This window comes from Croceicoccus sp. YJ47 (assembly GCF_016745095.1).
GTDB lineage: Bacteria > Pseudomonadota > Alphaproteobacteria > Sphingomonadales > Sphingomonadaceae > Croceicoccus.
Genome location: NZ_CP067087.1, coordinates 1074816 through 1097788, shown reverse-complemented (window position 1 = coordinate 1097788; position 22973 = coordinate 1074816). Strand labels below are relative to the sequence as shown.

The window sequence follows — 22973 nt, the reverse complement described above, 5'->3', positions numbered from 1 at the left end:
GGCGTCCGCTTCCGTCGCAAAAAGGGCGGGACCTGCACGGCGCAGGTCCCGCCCTTTTTCATGGTAGCCCAGGCGATCAGAACGGCCGGACGGTCAGCCCGTTGTCGACCACCATTTCGGCGCCGTTGATGAACCGCGATTCGCCCGAGGCCAGGAACACCACCATCGCCGCGATGTCGTCGGGATGGCCGGGCTTTCCGGGCGGCAAGATGCCTTCCGCCGGCACGTCCTCGGCCTCGCGTCCCTCGGCCTTTTGCACCATCGGCGTTTCGATCGCGCCGGGATGGATGGAGTTGCAGCGGATGGCATATCCCTTTTCCTGGCACATCACCGCGACCGATTTGGTGAGCGAGCGGACCGCGCCCTTCGCCGCGGAATAGGCGAGGAATATCGGATAGCCCAGAAGCGCGCCGGTGGACGACATGTTGATGATCGACCCGCCATCGTTCCTGTTCATGAGGGGGATCGCGTGCTTGCACCCGAGGAACACGCCATCGCTCATCACCGAATTGACCCAGCGATATTGTTCGAGGGTGGTATCCTCGATATCCGCACTCAGCACGACGCCCGCATTGTTCACCAGAATGTCGAGTAGGCCGAATGTCTTCTCGACCTCCTGCATGACTTTCTTCCACGCGTCTTCGCTGGCGACATCGTGTTCGAGCGCGATCGCATCATTGCCGATCTCGTCGGCGATCGCCTGCGCGCTTGCGCGGTCGATGTCGGTGACGACGACCGTCGCGCCTTCCTTCGCCAGCATGCGGCAATCGGCGGCACCCAGGCCGGAACCGCCACCCGTCACGATTGCGATCTTTCCGTCTACGCGTCCCATAATCCTCTCCTTTGTCCGGCGTTTTGCCGTGGTCATGAATTGAAATTCGCCGCGCGCCCTTGTGCGAATGCGGCGACGCCCTCGGCACTGTCCGCCGATTGCAGCGTCGCACGGTCGAAATGCGCGCCGAAATGAAGCGCGAGATCATGGCCCATGTCCCGGCTCGCATCGAACAGCGCCAGCGCATGGCGGATCGCGGCCGGGCTGTGGCGTAACATGCTCTCCGTCACCTCCAGCGTGCGGGGCATGAGCCGGTCCGCACCGGTCACCTCGGTGACGAGGCCCAGCGCGTGGAGCCGCGCCGCGCCAAGCGGTTCGCCTGTCAGTATCATTGGCAACGCCGTGGCGCGCGGCAATTCGCGCGCGAGCCGCTGTATCCCGCCGGCAAAGGCGAAAAGGCCGCGCTTCACCTCGCTCAGCCCGAAGGTCGCATGATCGGCGGCAAAGATGAAATCGCAGGCCAGCGCAATTTCCATGCCCCCGGCAATGGCCGCGCCGTTCACCGCCGCGATCAAGGGCTTCGTCCGCCGGCGCGCCGTTATGCCGCCGAAACCGCGATCCGCGACGAGCCCCTGACCCGCGCCGGTCTTGGCCGCCTCCTTCATGTCCATGCCGGCGCAAAAGGCGCGGTCCCCCGTCGCGGTCACGATCACGGCGCCGATGCCATCGTCGGTCTCCGCCTCCGTCATGGCGGCATCCAGCGCATGCGACGCCGCAGCGTCCAGTGCGTTCGCGGCATGCGGCCGGTCGATAGTCAGGATCGCGATGCCCCCGCGGCGTTCGATGACGAGCCCGGTCACGATGCGGCTATTCCGTCTCGCCCTCGTTGAAATAATCGGGCCGGCCCTGCGGCCAGACCACGCCCCATTGCGCCTGCCCGCCGTCGATGACGATGAGGTCGCCATTGATGAAATTGGCCGCCGGGCTGGCGAGATACATAACCTGTTCGGCGACGTCCCACGCATCGCCGCGTTCCTTCATCGGATTGGCGTTGTGAAACCGCTTGAGCGCCTCTTCGGGATACATGCGGAATCCCTCCGTCTCGATCACGCCGGGGCCGATGCAATTCACGCGGATGCGATGGGGCGCCCATTCGGTGGCCACCGTTTTCGACAGGTAGATCACGCCCGCGCGCGCGGCACAGGTGTGCGCGGCCTGCGGCATGCCGCGTTCGACATTCGCGACGATATTGATGATATGCCCCGCCTTGCCATCCTCGCGCCAGCGCCGTGCGGCCTCCTGCATCATCCACCATGTCCCGTTGAGATTGGTGTCGATCACCGCGAGCCAGCCCTTGCGCGTGAAGTCGATGGCGTCCTGCGGGAACTGCCCGCCGGCATTGTTGACCAGCGTGTCGAGCGCGCCGAACCGGTCATGCACCGACGCGATCAGCGCCTCCACCGCGTCGCCATCGCGGATATTGGTGGGGCAGGTGAAGATCTCGCGCCCGGTCGCCTCCGCAATCGCATCGCGCGTCGCATCGAGCTTTTCCGCGGTACGGCCGCAGATCGCCACATTCGCGCCCAGCCTGCTGGCGAGGAAGGCCATCGCCTTGCCCATGCCGCTGCCGCCGCCGGAGATCAGCATCGTGTGCCCCGCCAGCAGATCGTCGCGAAAGACGGTGGAATTGGACGCCAGATCCTCTTCGTTCAATCCGCGCTGGGGCCGCGATGTATCATTGGGGTCGGGGCGGAAAATCTTCGGCTTGTTCACAGGCGTTCTCCCGCCATCGCATTGCTCACATTTTGTCGGCTTTATCTCCGCAATTGGCAGGAAGCTTGCCGCGTTCGCAAGTAAAAAACAATCGTGCATGTATCTTTCTGGCGTCTCCCACCCGGATCACACCGTGTCGATGCTGCCGAGCACGATGGTCGCCTGGCTCGACAATGTGCCGCCATTGCCGTGAGCGAGCGCGGTCGCCACATTGGGGAGCGCGTTGGCCGCGTCGCCGCGAATCTGCCGGGCGGCCTCGATCAGGGCGAACAGTCCGTACATGCCCGGATGGCCGCAGGACAGCCCCCCTCCGTTGGTATTGACGGCCAGCCGCCCGCCCGGCGCGATCGCCCCGCCCGATACGAAGTCGCCGCCTTCGCCCTTCGCACAGAAGCCAAGATCCTCGAGGAACAGGAGCGTGTTGATGGTGAAGGCATCGTAGATCTGCACCACGTCGATATCGTTCGGGCCGAGCCCGGCCATGCGATAGGCGCGCGGTCCCGATTCCGCCGCGGCGGTGGTGGTGATGTCGCGCGATTGCGCCACCGAATTGTACCAGGTTGCCGCCGCCCCGCCGAGCACGGGCACAGGCGCGCGCGGGCAGTCGCGGGCCCGGTCCGTCGCGGTGAGCACGATGGCCCCGCCGCCATCCGTCACGAGGCAGAAATCGCTCTTCGCAAGCGGGGTGGTGATCATCCGGCTTGCGAGGCAATCCTCGATGGTGAGCGGATCCTTCGCAAACGCCTCCGGGTTGGTCTGCGCCCATTGGCGCGCCGCCACGGCAACCTCGGCCAGATGGGTGCGCGTCGTGCCATATTCATGGAAATGCCGCGACGCCGCCAGCGCATAGGCCGAGGCCGGAAACAGGGCGCGATAGGGTGCATCCCACTGGTTCCAGGTCACCGGGGTCGACAGCTTGCCGCCCGCGCTGCGCTGGTTCGAGCCATAGGCGATGAGCGCGGTTTCGATATGTCCCGCCGCGATCGCGAGGCTCGCCGTGATGACATGGCTCATGAAGGACGAGCCGCCGGTGCGGTTGTTATCGGTAAAGCGCGGATCGATGCCCAGATATTCGGCAAAGGACAGCCCGGCGAAAATATCGTCGGGCAGGCAGATGAAGAGCGCATCGACATCGGCAATCGTCATGCCCGCATCGGCCACGGCGCGAAGGCCCGCCTGCGCCGCGATCTCCATTGTGGTGTGACCCGGCGCCTCGCCCATGCCCCATGTCGCGAGCCCGGCGATGGCGGCGCGGCCGCGGGGAAATCGCCCGCGCTCATGCCTGCCCCACCGGTTCGAAGGCAATTGCCGGTTCGTCCGCGATGGTGACGATCCGCGGGGCGACTTGCATGCCGATGCGCACCGCGTCCGCCGCGATGTTATCGACCCTGCCCATCATCCTCCCGCCGCCATCGAAATCGACGATGACGACATTGTAGGGCTCCTTCGGCGGGCGCGGGTGCACGATGGTAAGGGCATAGACCGTGGCAAGGGCGGGCGCCTCGACCCATTCCCAGTCGGTATCGCCGGTCCCCGGTTCGGCCAGCCGGGGCGGAAAGAACACCGTGCCGCTGCCTCTCGCGCGCTGAAGCAGGATGCGCCCCTCCTGCAATGCCGCGCGCCAGTGCGCCTCGGGTCCGGGCTCGACCGGCGCGGTCATACGGCCTCCCGCACGGCGCCGTCCGCCAGCAGCGCCTCGATCGCTGCGTCGCCGAAGCCCGCGTCCTGCAATATGCTCCGGCTATCCGCGCCCAGGACCGGACCGGGATCGCCGATTTCGCCCGGGGTTGACGAAAAGCGCGTTGGAATGCCGGGCAGGCGCAAGGCTACGGCCGCGGTCTCGCGATCCTGCCAGAACCCGGTGTGGTGGAGGTGCTCATCCTCCAGCAGATCCGACAGGCTGGCGATGGGGCCGGCGGGGATCTGGACCTTGCGGAAGAGGGCGATCCACTCCGCGCTGGTTTTCGTGGCAAGGATATCGGACACGTGCGACAGGACCGCGGTGATATTCTCGGTCCGGCTCTGGATCGAGGCGAACATCGGGTCGCGCGACCAGTCGGGATTGCCGATCGCGTCGAAGAAGCTGCGCCAGTGTCTGTCGGTGTAGATCATGACCGCGATATGCCCGTCCGCCGTGGCGTAGGGGCGGCGCGCCTCGGACGTGGCACGGGCATATTCGGGTGGGCCGAGCGGGGGGCGAAACACCGACCCGCACAGATGTTCGAGCGCGGCAAACGACACCATCGTCTCGAACATGGGAATCTCGATTTCCTGCCCCTTGCCGGTTCTTTCCCTTGCGAAAAGCGCCGCGATGATGGCGTAGGCGCCCGTCAGGCCCGTCACCTTGTCGGCCACCACATTGGCAAGATAGGTCGGCTTTCCGCCCGACAGCTTCGCCTGAAGATCGACGATGCCCGATGCGGCCTGCACGATGTCGTCATACGCCGGATAATCGCGATACGGCCCGTCGCGGCCATAGCCATACATGTTCGCATAGATGACGCGTGGGTTGACCTCCGCCACGGCGGCATAGTCGAGACCGAGCCGCCCGATGGCCTGCGCGCGCATCGAATGGACGAACACATCCGCCTTCGCCGCGAGCGCAAGCAGCGCGTCGCGCGCGGCGTCCTGCTTGAGATCGAGCACGATCGAACGTTTGCCGCGATTGAGGTTGAGAAACATGCCGCCGCGATCCGCCTCCCGTCCGGGGGGAAGCGCGCGCGTGGTATCGCCCGAGGGGCTTTCCACCTTGATCACGTCGGCGCCCAGGTCCGCGAAGATCTGCGTGGCGTAGGGCCCCATCAGCACGCTGGTCAGGTCGAGGACCGTCACCCCTTCGAGCGGGCCGATGCCGCGTCCGCTCATGCGCGGTTCCGCCGGGGGGCAATGGGCCGCGGCGTGGCGGCAAATCCTGCGGTCGGGTGGATCATGGCTGTCTCTCCTGTCTTCGCGCCCGGCTGTTGGCGCCGGGTCGCGGGACCATGCTATTCTGCGGGTTTGAGCTGGCGTATCCTGTCCTCGAGCATGGTCAGCATGGGCTGCACCATGTCCTCGTTCAGCGATCCGGCGAGGCGCATGATCGCCATGCCCTCGATCATCGTCTGCGACAGGGCCATGGCTTCGGCGAAACGGGCCGGATCGGAACCCCATTCGGGGAACATCTCCATAGCCTCGCGGTGAAAGCGTTCGCGAAATTCGATCTGGAGCGGGTGCAGGATCCCGGCCAGCTCGTCATCGGTGCGGGCGGCCAGCGCGAGTTCGTGGAACGCGATGAAGCCCGGCTTCTGTACCTGCCGCCAATAAGCCTGCACGAGGTCGGCGGGGTCGTGGCCGCGATCCGACGCCCGGCGAAATGCCCGCATCCGTTTTTCGTGCAGTTCGGCGATCGCGGTCTTTATAAGGGCGGTGCCATTCTCGAAATGATGCAGCATCGCGCCGCGCGACAAGCCCGCTTCCTGCGCGATGCGCGGCGTGGTGATGTTGGAATAACCGAACGTCACGATACAGCGGATGACCGCATCGACCAGGCGCGCGCGCGTTGCCGCGCTCTTGCGCGACTGCTGCGTCGCGGGCGGTTCGGCAATGTCCGTGCGCGGCGTTTCGCCGGTTTTGTTCATGGCCAGCGGCATGGTCGGTCCCCACTAATTTAAACAATCATGAATGTTTTATACGCGATGGCAAGCGTTATCTTGATATCACATGGCGATCCGCACGGTGCACTGCAACACGATCAAAAAAACAATCATGCATGTTTTGCTTGATTGCCGGCACGGTGCCATCTAACTCTTGGGAAAACACGCTGCGGCGCCGGGGGCGTCAGTGGCACGAAATGCTGAGGAGAGTAACGTGGATCTCGGACTCCAGGGTAAGAAAGCCATTGTCGTCGGTGGCGCGCGCGGGATCGGCTATACCATTGCCCAGATACTCGCCCGCGAAGGGTGCGATATCGCGCTGACCGCCCGGTCCGAGGACAGCGTGAAGGACGCGGTCGCCGAACTCGGCAAATATGGCACGAATATCGTCGGACGCGCCGTCAATGTAAAGAACGCCGACGAATATCGCGAATGGCTCGAATGGGCGGTCGAAACGTTGGGCGGGGTCGATATCCTGATTCCGATCAGCTCGTCGGGCGGCGGGCTGGGTTCCGAACAATACTGGCACAATGCGTTCGAGGTCGATGTGCTCGGCCCGGTGCGCGCGGTCGAAACGGTCATCCCGCACATGGAGGAGCAGGGCAGCGGCTCCATCATCCTGATCGCGAGCACCTCGGCCGCAGAGGCGATGGGCGGACCGCAGGCCTATAACGCGATGAAGGCCTCGCTCATCACCTGGGGCAAGCAGCTCGCATTGCACCACGGGTCCAAGGGCGTACGGGTCAATGTGGTGTCGCCCGGCCCGATCGAGTTCGAGGCGGCAACTGGGACATGATCAAGGGCACGATGGAAAAATTCTACAACGCGCAATTGCGTCAGCATCCCGCCGGCCGCCTCGGCACGCCGGAGGAGGTCGCACGGTGCATCGTGTTCATGGCGAGCCCCGCGGCGCAGTGGTGCAACGGCTCCAATCTCGTCGTCGATGGCGGCTACACCAACCGCACGCAATTCTGAGCCGCGCCATGGACGTCAAACGCAAACAGACGATAGAGCGGGTCGATCCTGCCGACTGGCCCGACGGCACGCCGACCGAAAAGGCGGAGGATCCCGACCTCGGCTACGATCTCATCCCGGCGGAACGCTATACCAGCGCCGATTTCATGAAGCGGGAATGGGAGAACGTCTGGACGAAGGTGTGGCTCCTGGGCGGGCGGTCATGCGACATGCGCGAGCCGGGCGATTATATCTGCACCGACATCGGCAGGGAATCGGTGCTGATCGTGCGGCAACAGGACGGGTCGGTGCGTGCCTTTCCCAATGTCTGCCTGCACCGCGGCAATCGCCTGCGCCCCGAAGGGATCGGCAATGCCGAGGCGTTTCAGTGCATGTACCACCACTGGACCTATGACTGGGAGGGGAAGATCGCCCGGATCCCCGATCTCGATACCTTTCCGCAGGGGTGCCCGCCGGGCGCCGCGCTTCCGTCCTACCCGTGCGCGGAATGGGGCAGCTTCGTGTGGTTCTCGCTCAATCCCGATGTCGGCCCGCTGGAGGAATTTCTGGCGCCGATGCCGCAGCATCTCGACCCCTATCACATGGAGCGCATGGCGTGGGTGCGCGACGTGACGGTGGAATGGGACTGCAACTGGAAGGCGAGCGTGGACGCGTTCAGCGAAGTCTACCACGTGCAGGGCATTCACCCGCAATTGCAATGGTATCTCGACGATACGAATGCTCAGATCGACGTGTACGAGCGCCACAGCCGCTATCTCGTGCCCTTCGCCGCGATCAGCGCGCGCGTCGCCATGCCGAGCGCCATTCCCCCCGCCATCGTCGGCATCATGCAGGCCGCCGGCATGGACCCGGCCGCCTATGAAGGGCGCGTCGGCGACATTCGCAAGGACGTGCAGGCGTTCAAGCGCAAGCACGGACCGGAGCAGGGCAAGGACTACAGCGATCTCAACGACGATCAGCTGACCGACGATTATCACTATTCGATCTTTCCCAACGTTTCGATGAACGTCCATGCCGACGACGTGATGATGTTCCGGCAACGTCCCCATCCCACCGATCCCGACCGGATGCTCTACGACATCTGGATGCTCGAACTCGTGCCCGAGGGCGAGGAATGGCCCGAACGCCCCCGCCACCGGCAATTCGCCCATGGCGACAAGTCGATCGGACAGGTGCTCGACCAGGATGCGTTCAACCTGCCCTCGGTTCAGAAGGGCATGCATTCCGACGCGTTCAAGGGGCTCTGGGTCGGGGATCAGGAATTGCGCATCCGCCATTTCCACAAGGTGCTGGACGATTACATCTACGGACCGGGCGGCAAGGGCCCGGACGATATCTGACGCCGCCATAGCGAAGACGAGCGGCGCGAGGGGAGAAGACGCGTGGATTTCAGACTGACCGAACAGCAGCGCGAGTTGCAGGATGTCGCGCGCCAGTTCGCGCGCAACGAGCTGCCCGCGATCGCCGCCGAGCTCGAGCGCGACAACGTGCCGCCCAGCCGCGATCTCGTCCGGCGCTATGCCGAAATGGGGTTCCTGGGCATCAACGTGTCCGAAGATCTGGGCGGTCTCGGCCTCGGCAATATCGAGGCGCTCGTGGTGCTTGAGGAATTTGCGAAGATCTCCTCCGCCGTGGCGTTCCCGGTGTTCGAATCGAGCGTCGGCCCGGTCCGCGCGATCGAGCATTTCGGCTCAGACCCGCTGAAACAACGGATCGTGCCGAAGGTTTGCAGCGGCGAGATGGTGGTCGCGGTGTCGATGTCCGAACCGGATGCGGGCTCCGCACTCACCGATCTGAAGGCGCGGGCCGAACGGCGCGGGGATACGGTCGTGCTCAACGGGACGAAGCGGTGGTGTTCGGGCGGGGGCCATGCCGATGCCTATGTCGTATATTGCCGCATGTCGGACGATCCGGGCGCGCGGGCCATCGGCGCGGTGCTGGTGGAAAAGGACGCGCCGGGCCTGAGTTTCGGGCCGAACGAGGAATTGATGGGCTTTCGCGGCATCCCGTCGAGCGACCTCAATTTCGACGATTGCGAGGTGTAGGCCGAAAACATCATCGTGCCCGCCGGCGGGTTCAAGAAGCTGATGGAGGCGTTCGATCTGGAACGCTGCGGCAATGCGACCATGGCGCTGGGCCAGGCGACCGGCGCGCTCGACGATGTGTCCGCCTATGTCCAGGAGCGCAAGCAGTTCGGCAAGCCCATCGCCGAGTTCCAGGCGGTGCAGCTCAAGCTCGCCGAAATGTACATGAAGACCGAGGCCGCGCGGCTGATGATCTGGCGCGCGGCGTCGAATGCGGAGGAGGGGCTGCCCTCCATCCTCGAATCGTCGTCGGGCAAATGTTTCAGCAATACGATCGCGCGCGAGGTGTGCGGCGACGCGATGCAATTGATGGGCGCCTATGGCTATTCCAAGGATTTCCCGATGGAACGGCGCCTCCGCGACAGCTGGGGCTGGGGCATTGCGGGCGGGGCGATCGATATTCAGAAGGTGAATATCGCGGGCGCCATGCTCGGCCGCCGCTTCGATCAGCGGCGCTAGCCGCGTTCAGGCACGCCGCCGCCCTTCGCGGGTGTAGACGAGGTTGATGCTGGTAAAGGTGACCGCCTCGGTTCCGTCGGCCTTGACCACGGCATAGCGGGTGAGCGCGGTCCCGCGGTCACTGCGCGTGGTGGAGGGGGTGAGGGCGACGATTTCGGACGTCACGTGGATTTCATCGCCCGCGCGCACCGCGCTTTTCAAGCGCAATTCGTCCCAGCCGACGCCGCAGACATGGTCGATGTCGGAATTGATGGCGTGATCCATCTGCCGCCACATGGCGAGCACGTGAATACCGCTTGCCACCACCTCGCCGAACACCGAATCGCGGGCCGCTTCGGGATCGGTGTGGAACCATTGCGGGTCGTAGGCGCGCGCGAATTCGAGGATCTCCTCCTGCCGGACCACGCGGGGCGGAGAGCGGCGGAATTCGCCGACCTCCAGATCTTCGAAACATCGTGTCGGGCGGGCGGCGGCGAAGGTCAAAGCGTGTCTCTCCTCGGCGTGTCGAGTATCCGGATCAGCCCCTGCTGCGCCGTGCTGGCGACGATGGTCCCGTCGCGCGTGAACAGATCGCCCCGGCCCAGCGCGAGGGCATGGCCCGCATGCGGACTTTCCACGCGATAAAGGAGCCAGTCGTCGAGCGCGGCCGCCTCGTGGAACCACACCGAATGGTCGAGGCTGGCGGTTTGCAGCCGTTCATCGGCAAAGGCGACCCCGATCGGGGCAAGCCCCGCATGCAGCAGATGCAGGTCCGACATATAGGCGAGCAGTGTGCTCGCTGCCGGCAGGGCCGGTCCACGGCTCTTTCAGCCGGACCCAGAAATGCTGTGCCCCCGGTTCTCGCGGTCGTTCGAACATGCGGAACGGTTCGGCCGGGCGCCATTCGAACATGTGATCGCGAAGCCAGAACGGGCGGTGCCGTTCGGGCAGTTCGCGGGGCGCCTGGCGCAGCAGCATCTCCATATCGGGCAGGTCTTCGGGCGCGGCAAGGTCGGGCACGGGCGTCTGTGCCGCAGGCCCGTGTTCGGCGACATGGAACGTCGCGGTCATGGTGAGGATGAGGCGGTCGCCCTGCTGCGCGGTGATGCGGCGGATCGAAAAGCTGCGGCCGTCGGCATCGCGGCGCACGGTATAGCGGATGGGTTCGTCCACCGCGCCCGGCGCGAGAAAGCAGGCATGGCAATTGGCCGGGTGCCGGTCGCTGCCCATCGTTTGCTGCGCGGCCCATAGCCCTTGCGCCACCGGCTGCCCGCCGTAGAGGCGGAGGAGCGCGCTCGGCAAAGGGGCGCTTTCGAACAGATCGGCGCCGGTGTCGTCGCGGCCCATCGGCGCGAGGTCGAAGAGACGGTCGCGCTCGTACCTTCGGGCCGGGCCGACATGGCCTGCCTCCGCATCGCCGCGGGCCATCAGTCGCGCATCACCTGATCGCTCAACACCTGCGCCACGCGGGCGTTTTCGGGCACCGCGTTCAGCCCGATGCGGCGATCGAGTTCCTCGTGCCAGTGATAGATGCGGCGCTCCTGATAATTGAGCGGCATTCCGCGAAACCCACCGCTTTCGAGCGATTCCTGGATCTGCGGCGCATATTGCAGGTCTTCGTAGAGGATGTGGGTCCAGTTCTTGATCCGCGTTTCCCACAAGGGATGGGGATCGTCGGCATCGTGACCGGGCGCCAGCCAGTTCGACACGACCTCGCACTTGCGAGGGCCGCGCGGAATGAATTGCAGGACCGGAATGCCGCTGTCGGACGGCGGCATCACGAAATTGGGAAAGATGTGATAGCTCACATTGTTGTTGGCGGGCACCGGCGTGATGCTCTCGATCTTGGGCATGCCGATGGTCCCCGGATCGACCCAGTCGGGGCGGCGGTTGGGGGTCATCATCCGGCTGTGCCCGTTGGGATAGAGCGTCACGATCATGCCGCGATGGTCGAGAAAGCGATTGACCGTCTTCTCGTGGATCGAGCTGATGTGATACACCTCGAGAAACGCGTCGAGCAGGATCTTCACATTGCAATCGACGTCGTAACGCTTCGAATCGACCAGCCGTAAATTGTCGAGATCATACTGGTCGAGTTCGCGCGCCATCGGTCCGATCTCTTCGCGCAGGGGCATCGCGTCGGGATTTTCGTTGAGGAAGATCAGCGTGCCGAGCCGCTCGCACCGCACCTCGACCAGTGAGCGGCAACTGAAATCGAGATCGACGAAATCGCGCTTGTCCCGGACCGCGACCAGCTTCCCGTCGAGCGTGTAGCTCCAGCCGTGATAGCCGCACACGAAACCGCGTGCCTTCCCGCTTTCGCCCTCGACGAGCGGTGCGCCGCGGTGCTGGCACGTGTTGTAGAACGCCTTGATCTCGCCCTCCATCGTGCGGGTCACGATGATGGGCGAGCCGGCATCCCTGGTCAGGAACCAGCTCCCGTTTTCGGGCAACTGATCCGTATGGCCGACGTAGCGCCAGGACCGTTTCCACATGCGCTCGTCCTCGAGCGAGAGAAACGCAGGGTCGGTATAGCGTGCGCCGGGAATGTCCGGCATCGCCGGAAAATCGGGGGGCGGTGCCTTGCGCCCGCGTTCGAAATCGATGCTTTCGCGAACCTGTTCGATCGTGTCGTGATTGAGTTCCATCGTGCCTTCTCGCTCCTCTGAATACGGTTTTCGCACAGCCTGCCAAAAAAAACAAACATCATTGTCTTTTTTCGCAAGTCGTCGTGTGCGTTAAAAAGACATGAATGATTGTTTTTTATTTCGAAGCGGTTATCCTCCCTTCATCGTCGGCGGCGATACGACAGAGATGCACCAACGCATCCGTTGCGCCGGCGGGGGAAAAGGATGACGGATATGGCCGATGATGCGCCGGTGGTAACGATGGGTGCGATGCTGCGTGCATCGGCACGGCAATATGCAGACGACGACGCGCTTATCTTCCCGGACGAGCGGCGCAGCTATGCCGAACTGGAGACGGCGGCCCGCCGCTGGGCGCGCGGGCTGGTCGGCCATGGCGTGCGGCCGGGGGACCACATCGGCCTGCTCCTGCCCACCCGAATCGACTTTATCGAGGCGTTCTACGGCATCGCCATGGCAGGCGCCGTCGCCGTGCCGATCAATGCGCGATACCAGGCGCACGAATTGCGCTATCTCGTGGCGGATGCCGATCTGACGATGCTCATCACCACGGGCAAGGTTGCCGAAAACGTGGATTTCGCCGAACGTTTGTGCAGTGCGTTCCCCGATCTTAAGGACGCGACGCCGGATCGCGGCCTGCAATTGACGGATGCGCCGAAGCTGCGCACGATCGTATGCCTCGATCAGCCGTGCCCGTCCTATCTCATGTCGCCTGAAACCCTGTGGGCGAAGGGGGAGACAGTGTCCGATACGACCATCGATGCGCGGATCGACGCGGTCGATGGCGACGACCTGGGCATGATCCTCTACACCTCCGGCACCACCGCCAATCCCAAGGGCGCGATGATCGGCCACGGGGCGCAGGTCGGCAACAGCCGCAACCTCGGCCGGCGGTACGAGGTGACGCGCGCGGACAAGATGTGGTCGCCGCTCCCGATCTATCACATCGCGGGTATCTTGCCGATGACGATGATCCTCGATGCGGGCGGCGCCTATATGACGGTGCCGCATTTCGATCCCGGCGTGGCGCTCGAAATGCTCGGCCGCGAAGGGGGACGATCGCCTATCCCAGCTTCGTGACGATCATGCAGGATCTCATCAATCACGAGGATTTCGAAACGACGGACCTGTCGAGCCTGCGCGTGATGAATTCCAATTTCGCGGTGCAGCCCGACTGGATCCGCAAGGCCGTCGCCAAGGCCATGCCCGATACGATCCAGGTCGGCACCTACGGCATGACAGAGGCGGCGGGCACCGTTTCCACCAGCCGTCTTGACGACAGCTACGAAGTGCGGACCGGGCGTTGCGGCAAGGTGCTTCGCGATTGGGAGATGCGCATCGTCGATGCCGACAGCGGCACGGATTGCGAACCGGGTACGCGCGGCGAGATCGTTCTGCGCGGGCCGAACATGCTCAAGGGCTATTACAACGCGCCGGACAAGACGGCGGAGGCGATCCGGGACGGCTGGTTCCATACAGGCGACATCGGGTCCGTCGATGCGGACGGGAATGTGATGTTCCATGGCCGGATGAAGGACATGTTGAAAGTCGGCGGCGAGAACGTCGCCGCGACCGAGATCGAGACCATGTTGCAAACGCATCCGGCGGTGAAGCTGGCGCAGGTCGTGGCCGTTCCCGACCCCCGCTATTCCGAGGTGCCGGCGGCGTTCATCGAACTGGCCCGCGGACAACAGAGCAGCGAGGAGGAGCTGATCGCGCATTGCCGCGGCAAGCTGGCGAGCTTTAAAGTGCCGCGCATGGTGCGTTTCGTGTCGGAATGGCCCATGTCGACCTCCAAGATTCAGAAGTTCCGCTTGCAGACGCAGCTTATCGCGGAAATGGAGGAGGGGCAGGGCTGAAATCTCCCTTCCCTTGCGATAATGAGGGGTAAAACACGGCCTCTCCGGCAAAAAGGCTTGGCAGGGGCGTCATTTGTCGATAGTCCTGCTGCGTGTCAGGGCATCGGACGAGATCGCTTCCCGCTGCCCCGGCAATCCTGATCATCGCAGCATGTCGCGGGCCCGAAACGGCTTGCGGACAGGATGCGAGGTTGGCCCGGTCGCTTCGTAATTCGAGACAAGAGCGTCGCGGCGGACGGTTTGGCGAACCCGGACACGGTCCGGGGTGCTTCCGGAATGGTTTCGCGCGGCGGTGAAAGAACCGAACCGCGCCGGACAGAGGAACGGCTTCAATTGAACAATAATCGCGGAAACAATCGTAAGCGTGGCCGGAACAACAACCGTCAGCAAGGTGGCGGCCAGTTCCAGAACCGTGTCGACAGCAGGGCGCGGGGCAATGCGCCGCAGCTTCTCGACAAGTACAAGAAACTCGCGGAGGATGCCGCCCGCAATGGCGACCGGGTGCAATCGGAATATTACCTGCAATTCGCGGACCATTATTTCCGCGTGATCGCCGACGGCAAGGCCCGCCAGGAAGAGCAGCGTGCCAAGCGCGACGACAATCGCGGCGATCAGGACGACAGCGACGGCAACGCGCCGCGCAATGCGCGCGGTCGCGGCAACAATGATCGCGATTATGACGACGATGGCCATGGGTCGCGCGACACCGACAATGACGATTTCGAGTCCGGCGGGTCCGACGACGACGATGCCGACACCGACACGAAGCCCAGGCGCAAGCCGCGCAAGGCGCGCAGCGACAGCGACGGGCAGGAGGACGGCGCCCCCGCCGAACCGCGCAAGCGTGCCCCCCGCCGGCGCAAGGCCGAGACCGAGGATGCCGTGGAAAACGGCGGTGCCCTCGACCCGCAGGCATTGCCCCCCGCGATCGGCGCCGCCGATGGCGAGGAAAAGCCGAAACGCGCCCGCCGCCCCCGCAAGCCGAAGGCCGAGGACGGCGACAGCGACGAGATGAAGCAGGCGGTCGGCTGATCCCCGGTCCTTTGCGGAGCAGGCGCACCAGCACGACCGCACCTCGACATGTTTCGCGCTTTTCATAGGATTCCGGCACCCCTGCTCGCGCTCGTCGCGGGCGGGATCGCCCCGCTCGGGTTTCAGCCGCTCGGCTGGTGGCCGTGCACGCTGGCGGGCTTTGCGGTGCTGTTTCACCTGCTTCACCGGGCCGAACGGTCGCGCCGGGCGGCGTTGATCGGGTGGCTCTTCGGGGTCGGGCTGTTCAGCGTCGGCAACAACTGGATCGCGACCGCCTTCACCTATCAGGCGGCGATGCCGGCGTGGCTCGGCTGGGTCGCGGTGGTGCTGCTTGCGTTTTATCTCGCGGTGTATCCGATGCTTGCCGGGGTTGCGGCATGGCGGCTGGCGGGCGGTTCGCGAGAACATACGCCGGGCGCCGGTTTCGGCCTCGTCGCGATCTTAGGCGGGTGCTGGGTCTTCGCCGAATGGCTGCGCGGGTGGGTCTTTACGGGCTTTGCGTGGAACCCTGTCGGCATGGTCACGCTCGGTGGGTACGATGCGCCGGGGCTTGCCGGGATTGCGCCGTGGATGGGGACCTATGCGCTGTCCGGGCTTGTGGTGATATTGGCCGGGCTGTGCTGGCTCGCCGTACGCGGAGGCGTGGGGCGCGGCGGCATGGGGCGTGGCGGAGCGGAGCGCGGCAGAGCGGGGCCGGGCATGGCCGCGCGCGCGGCGATGGTGCTCGTGCCGGTCCTTTTGTTCGCGGTGCCGTGGCCCGCGTGGCACGGCGGGGAGGGCGATCTGCGCTTTACGCTGGTGCAGCCCGATATTCGCCAGGACGTGCTCAACGATTCCGCCTGGTTCGAGCGTAATTTTCGCAAGACTGCGGCGTTGACGGCGCGCGTGGACGCAGGCGATGGACCGCGGCTCGTGCTCTGGCCGGAATCGGGAGTGCCCGATTATCTGCGCGAGGGGTATCCGGACCGCTATTACCGGATGACGACCTACGCCGCCGATCCGCGGCTTGCCCGTGCGCGCATCGCGGATGTCATCGGGCCGGACAGCATGCTTTTGACAGGGGCGGTCGATCTGGTCATCGGGCCGGACGAGAGGGCGAGCGCCGTGCGCAATGTCGTCACCGCCATCGGCCCCGATGCGCGCATCCGGGGAAGCTATGCCAAGGCGCATCTCGTGCCCTACGGCGAATATCTGCCCATGCGCAACGTGCTGGAACCCATCGGCCTGTCCCGCCTCGTCGAAGGGGCGCTCGATTTCGAGGAGGGGCCGGGACCGCGTACGCTGGACCTCGGCGCATATGGCCGGGCGGGTATTCAGATCTGCTATGAAATCATCTTTCCCGGTGCGGTCGCGGACCGGTCCGACCGGCCCGACTACATCGTCAATCCGACCAATGACGGCTGGTTCGGGGCGTGGGGTCCGCCGCAACATCTGGCGCAGGCGCGGATGCGCGCGATCGAGGAAGGGCTGCCCGTGCTGCGCCCGACGACCACGGGGATCAGCGCGGTGATCGACGCGGGCGGCACGGTGCGCGCGCATATCCCGCAGTTTCGCGACGGGCGGATCGACGCACTCGTGCCCCCCGCCCGGGCGCCCACATGGTTTGCGCGTGCGGGCAACGGTCTTTCGCTTGGCTGGGCCTTACTATTCCTTTTGGCGGGAATGGTTGCCACCCGCCGCCCTCGCGTATAAAGATATAAAGAAACCTTTATACTGTTTTGAAGGCCTTTAGACTATTTGAAGGATCGCCATGCGCAACAATTATCTCTTCACGTCCGAAAGCGTATCCGAGGGCCATCCCGACAAGGTCGCGGACCAGATTTCCGACGCCATCGTGGACCTCATGCTGGCGAAGGACGCGGAGGCGCGCGTCGCGTGCGAGACCATGACCACGACGCAGCTCGTCGTGCTGTCGGGTGAAATCCGGTGCAAGCCGATGTACGACGAAAGCCAGAAGGACTGGGCCGCGAACGGCTATTGGGCGCCCGGCGCGCTCGAGGAGATCGAGCAGACCGTCCGCAATGTCGTGCGCGACATCGGGTATGAGCAGGACGGCTTCCACTGGGAAAAGCTGCGCTTCGAAAACTTTCTGCACGGGCAATCTACCGAAATCGCGCAGGGCGTCGATTCGCGCGAGGACAAGGACGAAGGCGCCGGCGATCAGGGCATCATGTTCGGTTTCGCCTGCGACGAAACGCCGGACCTGATGCCGGCCACACTGGATTACAGTCACAAGATCCTGCACCGCATGGCGCATGATCGCAAAACCGGCGCGGCCCCGTTCCTGGAGCCGGACACGAAGAGCCAGGTCACGCTGCGCTTCGAAAACGGCGTGCCGTCGGCGTGCACCGCGATCGTCGTGTCGACGCAGCACAGGCCCGGCTACGATCAGGGCGAGCGCGAGGCCGAGCTAAAATCCTATGTCAGGGGCGTGGTCGCCGACATCCTGCCCGGCCACCTGCTTTCGGATGAAACGGTCTATCACATCAACCCCACCGGCAAGTTCGAGATCGGCGGGCCGGACGGGGACGCCGGGTTGACCGGGCGGAAGATCATCGTCGATACCTATGGCGGTGCGGCACCCCATGGCGGCGGCGCGTTTTCGGGCAAGGATCCGACCAAGGTCGACCGTTCCGCGGCCTATATCGCGCGCTATCTGGCCAAGAATATCGTGGCGGGCGGTTTCGCGACTCGCTGCACGATACAGCTGTCCTATGCCATCGGCATTGCCGATCCGCTGTCGATCTATGTCGACACGCATGGCACGGCGACGGACGGTATTACCGACGAGGCGCTCGAGGATGCGATCCGCAGCATCGAATCGCTGCGCCGGCTGACGCCGCGCGGCATTCGCACGCGGCTGCAACTGAACCGCCCGATCTATCGTACCAGTGCGGCCTATGGCCATTTCGGGCGGCAGCCGGAAGGCGACACCTTCCCATGGGAAAAGACCGACCTGATCGATGAGTTGAAGGTCGCGCTAGGCCGCTGAGGGCTGCGCAGCTTTTATTTTCCTACATCGGCGGTGCCGGGCATGGCGGGCTTTCTTCATCGCAAGGGAGCCTGCCCCGCCATGTCCGAAATTTGCAAAAGCTGCGGCAATGTCATCGCCGCCCCGCCGAGCGGCGGCGCCCGTTATGACCCGTCCGCGCCGCATATCACCCCGCGCATCGCGGCCGAGCTGATCGCGCACGAAGGCATCGTGACGGAGGCGTATCGCGATTCGGTCGGCGTGTGGACGTGGAGCGTGGGGCTTACGGATGCGTGCGGCCACGGTGTCCGGCGCTATCGCGACAATCCGCAGGATCTCGACCATTGCATGGCGATCTATGCCTGGGCGCTGCGCGAACGCTATCTGCCTGCCGTGCTCGACGCGTTCGGCGACCATGCGCCGGCGGAGCACGAGCTTGGCGGCGCGCTTTCGTTTCACTGGAACACCGGGGCGATCCGCCGTGCCGAATGGATGCGCCGGTTTCGTGATGGCGACGTCGCGGGCGCGCGCGATGCCATCATGAACTGGTGCCGGCCCGCGGTGCTGACGAAGCGGCGGCGCTGCGAACAGGCGTTGTTCTTCGACGGGATATGGACGAACGACGGCCATGCCACCGTGTATGACGTGGCGAAGCCGTCCTATCGCCCGACCGCGGGCCGCCGGGTGGAAATTCTGTCGCGGCTGGAGCGACTTAGCCTCTGACTCCATGGGTGCGCTGAATATTCTTGCCAAAATCGCGGAACCGGTCATCAATCCGGATGCCGGTTTCGCGGCGGGATTGTTCAGGACACGGGATGAATACTTGGAAAAGCTGGGTCGCCACGGCGGCCATGGCCATTTGCGCGGTACCGGGGACCGCGATGGCCGAACGACCCATTGCCGATTTTACGGAGGGCGACCCGGTCGGCTGGGTGCGGATGTCCCCCACCGGCAACAGGCTCGCCGCCGAAATGGACCGCGGCGGCGAACGGCAGATCGTGATCTTCTCGCTCGATGGTCAGCGCGAGCCCGTCGTCATCGGCAAGCCCGCGAATACCGATGTCGGGGATGTCAGATGGGTCAACGACGACTGGTTGATCGCGACCGTCGGGCGCAAGGGCAATTACGAGCTTCACGAGGTTTACGTCTCGCGCACCATGGCATTCCGGGCCGACGGCACCGCAATGCACATGCTGGAGCCGCGCAATGGCAATCTCGCCGATTCGGGCGGCGATGTGGTCTGGATCGCGCGGGACGGCACGCCGCGCATCCTGCTGTCCTATCGCGAAACGATCTTCATCGGCGAGCCGGGCTTCTTTCCCAAGGTCGCGATGGTCGATGTCGCGCAGAACAAGTTCACGCGCGTGACCTCCGAAATGGAGGGGGTATGGAACTGGTATGCGGATGGCAATGGCGATGTCCGGCTCGGCGTGGGCGACGAGCAGCAGGGCTTGAAACGCCGCCTCGTCTATCGCGAGGGGGGCAGCGGCCTGTTCAAAGAGGTTGCCAGCGCGACCGGTGACGAGGAACTGATCGCGCCGGTCCTGTTCATGCAGGATGGCAAGGCGCTCACCATCAGCAATGTCGATGGTTTCGATGCGCTCTACGAACTCGATCTCGGCACGATGCGCCGCGGCGCGAAAGTGTTCGGCATCGCGGGCGCCGACGTGTCGGGCGTCATCAGCGATTCGAAAAATCAGGAATTGCGCGGCGTCACCTGGGAGGGGCAGCGCCGGCAGGTGCAATGGCTCGACCCGCAATATCGCGAGATTCAGGCGCTGCTCAACGCCACCCTGCCCGGGCAGAACCCGGTGATCCTGTCCAGCAATCTCGATGGCACGAAACATGTCGTCTATGCGGGCGGGACCGGGCCGGTGACGGGGTATCTGATCTTCGATTCGGCGGCGAAGAAGATGACCGTGCTGTCGCGCACGCGCAACGAAGCGAGCTGGTAGGCCGCGCGCACCTATCGCTACACCGCGCGGGACGGGCTGGAGATGGAGGCGATCGTCACCGTGCCGCAGGACCGGGAGGCGAAGAACCTGCCGGTGATCGTCATGCCGCATGGCGGTCCGCGCGCCCGCGATTACGAGGGGTGGGATAGCTGGGCGCAATTCTTCGCCGACCGCGGCTATGCCGTGATTCAGCCCAATTTCCGCGGATCGACCGGCTATGGCGTCGCGTTCGAGCGGGCCGGCCTCGGGCAATGGGGGCTCCGGATGCAGGACGATGTCGACGATGCGCTGGCGTGGGCCGCGGGCAAGGGAATGGTCGATCCCGCCCGCGCCTGTATCGTGGGCGGATCGTATGGCGGATATGTCGCGATGCGGGCCGCAGAGCGCAATCCCGAGCTTTACCGCTGCGCCATCAGCTTTGCCGGCGTCGCCGATCTCAGCAAGATGATGAGCCATGACAGCGCATCCTATGTCGGGCGCGGCCTGCGGGCATACTGGAAAGGGCAGGTATCGGACCTTGCGGGCGTATCGCCGATCAACAACGCGCAGGGGTTCGGCATCCCGGTGCTGCTCGTGCATGGCAAGGATGACCTGCGCGTGCCGGTGGATCAGTCGCGCGACATGGCAAAGAAGCTGCGCGCGGCGGGCAAGGACGTGACCTATATCGAACAGGCAGAGGGCGACCACCACTTCTCCCGCGATGAGGATCTGGTCGAATTCCTGAAGGCTGCGGAGCTGTTTCTCGACACCCACAACCCGGCCTGATCGCCGCCCCCGTTTTCCGCCCCGCCGGGATCAGGCGCCGAGCGCGCTTTCGATCAGCCCGGTGAGTTCGGCATCGTCGGGCGCGGTGGACGGGGCGAATCGCGCCAAGACCGCACCATCGCGTCCGACCAGGAATTTCTCGAAATTCCAGAGCACTTCGGGGTCGTTGTTGGGGATCATGCCCGCCTGTTCGAGCCGCGCGCGAAACGCGTCGGCATCGCCGCGCTTGTTCGGAACGGCAGCGACGAGTTCCTTGTACAGCGCCTGCTTCTCCGGCCCGGCGACGCTGGCCTTTGCGAAGACCGGGAAATTCACCCCGTATTCGGTTTCGCAGAACTGCGCGATTTCGCCATCGGTGCCGGGTTCCTGCGCCCCGAAATCATTGGCGGGAAACGCCAGCACCTCGAACCCCTTGTCGCCATACCGCTCCTGAAGCGCTTTCAGCCCGGCATATTGCGGGGTCAGCCCGCATTGCGAGGCGGTGTTCACGATGAGCAGAACCTTCCCCCGGTGCGCGCCGATGCTGTCGGCGCTGCCGTCGTTGCGGGTGAGCGAAATATCGGAAAGCGTCGTGGCCATGGTTTTGCTCCTCGGCGGTTCAGGAAACGTAGTGGGCAGTGGTCTTTTCGGCGATCTCTTCCGCCGTGACGCCCGGGGCCAGTTCGACGAGGCGGAACGGGCTGTCGTGATCGGGGCGTTGAAACACGCACAGGTCGGTGACGATCATGTCGACGACATTCTTCCCCGTCAGCGGCAGGGTGCATTCGGGAATGAACTTGGGCGTGCCGTTCTTCGACGTGTGTTCCATGACGACGATGATCTTCTTCACCCCGGCGACAAGATCCATCGCGCCGCCCATGCCCTTGATCATCTTGCCCGGAATCATCCAGTTGGCGATGTCCCCGTTCTGGGCCACTTCCATTGCGCCCAGCACGGTGAGGTCGATGTGACCGCCGCGGATCATTGCGAAGCTTTGCGCGCTGTCGAAATAGGCGGAGCGGTCAAGTTCGCTGATCGTCTGCTTGCCGGCATTGATGAGGTCGGCGTCCTCCTCCCCCTCATAGGGGAAGGGGCCGATGCCCAGCATGCCGTTTTCGGATTGCAGCGTGACCTCGATCCCGGCGGGGACGTGGTTGGCAACCAGCGTGGGAATGCCGATGCCGAGATTGACGTAGAAACCGTCTTCGAGCTCCTTCGCGGCACGGGCGGCCATTTCGTCGCGGGTCCAGGGCATGCGTGTCTCCTCAAGATGGGTGGCTGGCGCGGCCAGCGATGATGGTCGTGCTGCGCCGCTCAGGCGGTTTCGCGGGTCCGGGTGGTGACGAACTCGATCTTCTTGTCATAGGGGGCGCCGACGATCATGCGCTGCACATAGACGCCGGGCAGGTGGATGTGATCGGGATCGAGGCTGCCGGTCGGCACGATCTCCTCCACCTCCACGACGCAGACCTTGCCGCAGGTCGCGGCGGGCAGGTTGAAATTGCGCGCGGTCTTGCGGAATACCAGATTGCCCGTCTCATCCGCCTTCCACGCCTTCACGATGGCGAGATCGGCGAAGATCCCGTGTTCCAGAACATAGTCCAGTTCGCCGTTCGGCCCGTCGAAGCGCTTGGTTTCCTTGCCTTCTGCGACCTCCGTGCCGAAACCGGTGCGGGTGTAGAAGCCCGGAATGCCCGCGCCGCCCGCGCGCATACGCTCGGCCAGCGTGCCCTGCGGACAGAATTCCACCTCCAGCTCGCCGGCGAGGAACTGCCGCTCGAACTCCTTGTTCTCGCCGACATAGGACGAGATCATCTTCGCGACCTGCTTCGTGCGCAGCAGCTTGCCCAGCCCTTCGTTGTCGATGCCGGCATTGTTCGACGCCACGGTGAGCCCGCTCACCCCGCTTTCGACCACGGCATCGATCAGCCGCTCGGGAATTCCGCACAGGCCGAACCCCCCCGCCGCGATCATCATGCCGTCGTGCAGGAGCCCGTCGAGGGCGGATGTGGCGTCTGGGAAAAGCTTCTTCATGGGCTGCGGCCTTTCATCGTGAAAGCGTCGGGAGTGCCGAAAAGGCGTTCGGCCCCGGC

General features: G+C 64.6%; 27 protein-coding genes. 13 read left to right on the top strand and 14 right to left on the bottom strand.

Annotated features, from left to right (window positions below):
- Positions 1-76: 76 nt before the first annotated feature.
- From JD971_RS05395 to JD971_RS05365, 7 genes are all read right to left on the bottom strand, one after another.
- Positions 77-832: an SDR family oxidoreductase gene (locus JD971_RS05395; protein WP_202086504.1), complete on the bottom strand. Its 756-nt coding sequence runs from the start codon at positions 830-832 to the stop codon at positions 77-79.
- Positions 833-864: 32 nt separating this feature from the next.
- On the bottom strand, positions 865-1632 hold the full coding sequence (locus JD971_RS05390) for an enoyl-CoA hydratase/isomerase family protein (protein WP_202086502.1): 768 nt from the start codon (positions 1630-1632) through the stop codon (positions 865-867).
- Between the two features lie 7 nt (positions 1633-1639).
- Positions 1640-2545 (bottom strand): SDR family oxidoreductase, encoded by a 906-nt coding sequence (locus JD971_RS05385; protein ID WP_236672286.1) that lies wholly within the window; start codon positions 2543-2545, stop codon positions 1640-1642.
- Between the two features lie 126 nt (positions 2546-2671).
- Complete coding sequence (locus JD971_RS05380; RefSeq protein WP_202086499.1) at positions 2672-3850, bottom strand: acetyl-CoA acetyltransferase; 1179 nt, start codon at positions 3848-3850, stop codon at positions 2672-2674.
- A complete protein-coding gene (locus tag JD971_RS05375; RefSeq protein WP_202086498.1) occupies positions 3822-4205 on the bottom strand; it encodes a Zn-ribbon domain-containing OB-fold protein in 384 nt (127 codons plus the stop codon). The genes JD971_RS05380 and JD971_RS05375 overlap by 29 nt, the downstream gene beginning before the upstream one ends.
- Positions 4202-5410: a CaiB/BaiF CoA-transferase family protein gene (locus JD971_RS05370; protein WP_202086497.1), complete on the bottom strand. Its 1209-nt coding sequence runs from the start codon at positions 5408-5410 to the stop codon at positions 4202-4204. Before JD971_RS05370 ends, JD971_RS05375 begins: the two co-directional genes overlap by 4 nt.
- Positions 5411-5529: 119 nt before the next feature.
- Entirely contained in the window at positions 5530-6162 is a 633-nt protein-coding gene (locus JD971_RS05365) for a TetR/AcrR family transcriptional regulator (protein ID WP_236672284.1), read from the bottom strand.
- 229 nt (positions 6163-6391) lie between these two features.
- Between JD971_RS05365 and JD971_RS05360 the strand changes: the two genes are divergently transcribed.
- The 5 genes from JD971_RS05360 to JD971_RS16495 are packed head-to-tail and all read left to right on the top strand — an operon-like array spanning position 6392 to position 9695.
- Positions 6392-6973, top strand: coding sequence for an SDR family NAD(P)-dependent oxidoreductase (locus JD971_RS05360; protein ID WP_236672283.1), 582 nt, complete (start codon positions 6392-6394; stop codon positions 6971-6973).
- Complete coding sequence (locus tag JD971_RS16505) at positions 6970-7152, top strand: SDR family oxidoreductase (RefSeq protein ID WP_236672282.1); 183 nt, start codon at positions 6970-6972, stop codon at positions 7150-7152. The genes JD971_RS05360 and JD971_RS16505 overlap by 4 nt, the downstream gene beginning before the upstream one ends.
- An 8-nt stretch (positions 7153-7160) precedes the next feature.
- Positions 7161-8492: an SRPBCC family protein gene (locus tag JD971_RS05355; RefSeq protein ID WP_202086494.1), complete on the top strand. Its 1332-nt coding sequence runs from the start codon at positions 7161-7163 to the stop codon at positions 8490-8492.
- 42 nt (positions 8493-8534) lie between these two features.
- Positions 8535-9197, top strand: coding sequence for an acyl-CoA dehydrogenase family protein (locus JD971_RS16500; protein ID WP_236672281.1), 663 nt, complete (start codon positions 8535-8537; stop codon positions 9195-9197).
- A gap of 15 nt (positions 9198-9212) precedes the next feature.
- Entirely contained in the window at positions 9213-9695 is a 483-nt protein-coding gene (locus JD971_RS16495) for an acyl-CoA dehydrogenase family protein (RefSeq protein WP_236672280.1), read from the top strand.
- A 6-nt stretch (positions 9696-9701) separates the two neighbouring features.
- On the opposite strand, the gene JD971_RS05345 is transcribed toward JD971_RS16495, so the two are convergent.
- Genes JD971_RS05345 through JD971_RS05330 form a run of 4 tightly spaced genes read right to left on the bottom strand, consistent with a single transcriptional unit; the run spans position 9702 to position 12322 of the window.
- Positions 9702-10178, bottom strand: a complete 477-nt coding sequence (locus tag JD971_RS05345; protein ID WP_202086491.1) for a MaoC/PaaZ C-terminal domain-containing protein — start codon at positions 10176-10178, stop codon at positions 9702-9704.
- Positions 10175-10453, bottom strand: coding sequence for an acyl-CoA thioesterase domain-containing protein (locus JD971_RS16795; protein WP_202086489.1), 279 nt, complete (start codon positions 10451-10453; stop codon positions 10175-10177). Before JD971_RS16795 ends, JD971_RS05345 begins: the two co-directional genes overlap by 4 nt.
- Positions 10392-11102 (bottom strand): acyl-CoA thioesterase II, encoded by a 711-nt coding sequence (locus JD971_RS16790; protein WP_202086487.1) that lies wholly within the window; start codon positions 11100-11102, stop codon positions 10392-10394. Before JD971_RS16790 ends, JD971_RS16795 begins: the two co-directional genes overlap by 62 nt.
- Positions 11102-12322 carry an aromatic ring-hydroxylating dioxygenase subunit alpha gene (locus JD971_RS05330; RefSeq protein ID WP_202086485.1) on the bottom strand — a complete coding sequence of 407 codons (1221 nt, stop codon included), beginning with the start codon at positions 12320-12322 and terminating at the stop codon, positions 11102-11104. The genes JD971_RS16790 and JD971_RS05330 overlap by 1 nt, the downstream gene beginning before the upstream one ends.
- Positions 12323-12535: 213 nt before the next feature.
- Between JD971_RS05330 and JD971_RS05325 the strand changes: the two genes are divergently transcribed.
- From JD971_RS05325 to JD971_RS05295, 8 genes are all read left to right on the top strand, one after another.
- Positions 12536-13399 carry an AMP-binding protein gene (locus JD971_RS05325; protein ID WP_256435288.1) on the top strand — a complete coding sequence of 288 codons (864 nt, stop codon included), beginning with the start codon at positions 12536-12538 and terminating at the stop codon, positions 13397-13399.
- Positions 13400-13404: 5 nt separating this feature from the next.
- Positions 13405-14178, top strand: a complete 774-nt coding sequence (locus tag JD971_RS16785) for a class I adenylate-forming enzyme family protein (protein WP_256435305.1) — start codon at positions 13405-13407, stop codon at positions 14176-14178.
- Between the two features lie 333 nt (positions 14179-14511).
- Positions 14512-15210 carry a DUF4167 domain-containing protein gene (locus JD971_RS05320; RefSeq protein ID WP_236672279.1) on the top strand — a complete coding sequence of 233 codons (699 nt, stop codon included), beginning with the start codon at positions 14512-14514 and terminating at the stop codon, positions 15208-15210.
- A gap of 48 nt (positions 15211-15258) precedes the next feature.
- Positions 15259-16902: an apolipoprotein N-acyltransferase gene (gene lnt, locus JD971_RS05315; RefSeq protein WP_202086483.1), complete on the top strand. Its 1644-nt coding sequence runs from the start codon at positions 15259-15261 to the stop codon at positions 16900-16902.
- 58 nt (positions 16903-16960) lie between these two features.
- The gene (metK, locus tag JD971_RS05310) at positions 16961-18202 is read left to right on the top strand and encodes a methionine adenosyltransferase (RefSeq protein WP_202086482.1); all 1242 of its coding nucleotides are present in this window, start codon (positions 16961-16963) and stop codon (positions 18200-18202) included.
- A gap of 81 nt (positions 18203-18283) precedes the next feature.
- Positions 18284-18904, top strand: a complete 621-nt coding sequence (locus JD971_RS05305; RefSeq protein WP_202086480.1) for a lysozyme — start codon at positions 18284-18286, stop codon at positions 18902-18904.
- A 92-nt stretch (positions 18905-18996) separates the two neighbouring features.
- On the top strand, positions 18997-20136 hold the full coding sequence (locus JD971_RS05300) for a hypothetical protein (RefSeq protein ID WP_202086478.1): 1140 nt from the start codon (positions 18997-18999) through the stop codon (positions 20134-20136).
- A gap of 42 nt (positions 20137-20178) precedes the next feature.
- Positions 20179-20901 (top strand): S9 family peptidase, encoded by a 723-nt coding sequence (locus JD971_RS05295; RefSeq protein ID WP_202086477.1) that lies wholly within the window; start codon positions 20179-20181, stop codon positions 20899-20901.
- Positions 20902-20931: 30 nt separating this feature from the next.
- Here JD971_RS05295 and JD971_RS05290 read toward each other — a convergent pair whose 3' ends face one another.
- The 3 genes from JD971_RS05290 to JD971_RS05280 are packed head-to-tail and all read right to left on the bottom strand — an operon-like array spanning position 20932 to position 22914.
- On the bottom strand, positions 20932-21480 hold the full coding sequence (locus JD971_RS05290) for a glutathione peroxidase (RefSeq protein ID WP_202086476.1): 549 nt from the start codon (positions 21478-21480) through the stop codon (positions 20932-20934).
- Positions 21481-21499: 19 nt separating this feature from the next.
- Positions 21500-22135 (bottom strand): CoA transferase subunit B, encoded by a 636-nt coding sequence (locus tag JD971_RS05285; protein WP_202086475.1) that lies wholly within the window; start codon positions 22133-22135, stop codon positions 21500-21502.
- Positions 22136-22194: 59 nt separating this feature from the next.
- A complete protein-coding gene (locus tag JD971_RS05280) occupies positions 22195-22914 on the bottom strand; it encodes a CoA transferase subunit A (RefSeq protein WP_202086473.1) in 720 nt (239 codons plus the stop codon).
- Positions 22915-22973: the final 59 nt, after the last annotated feature.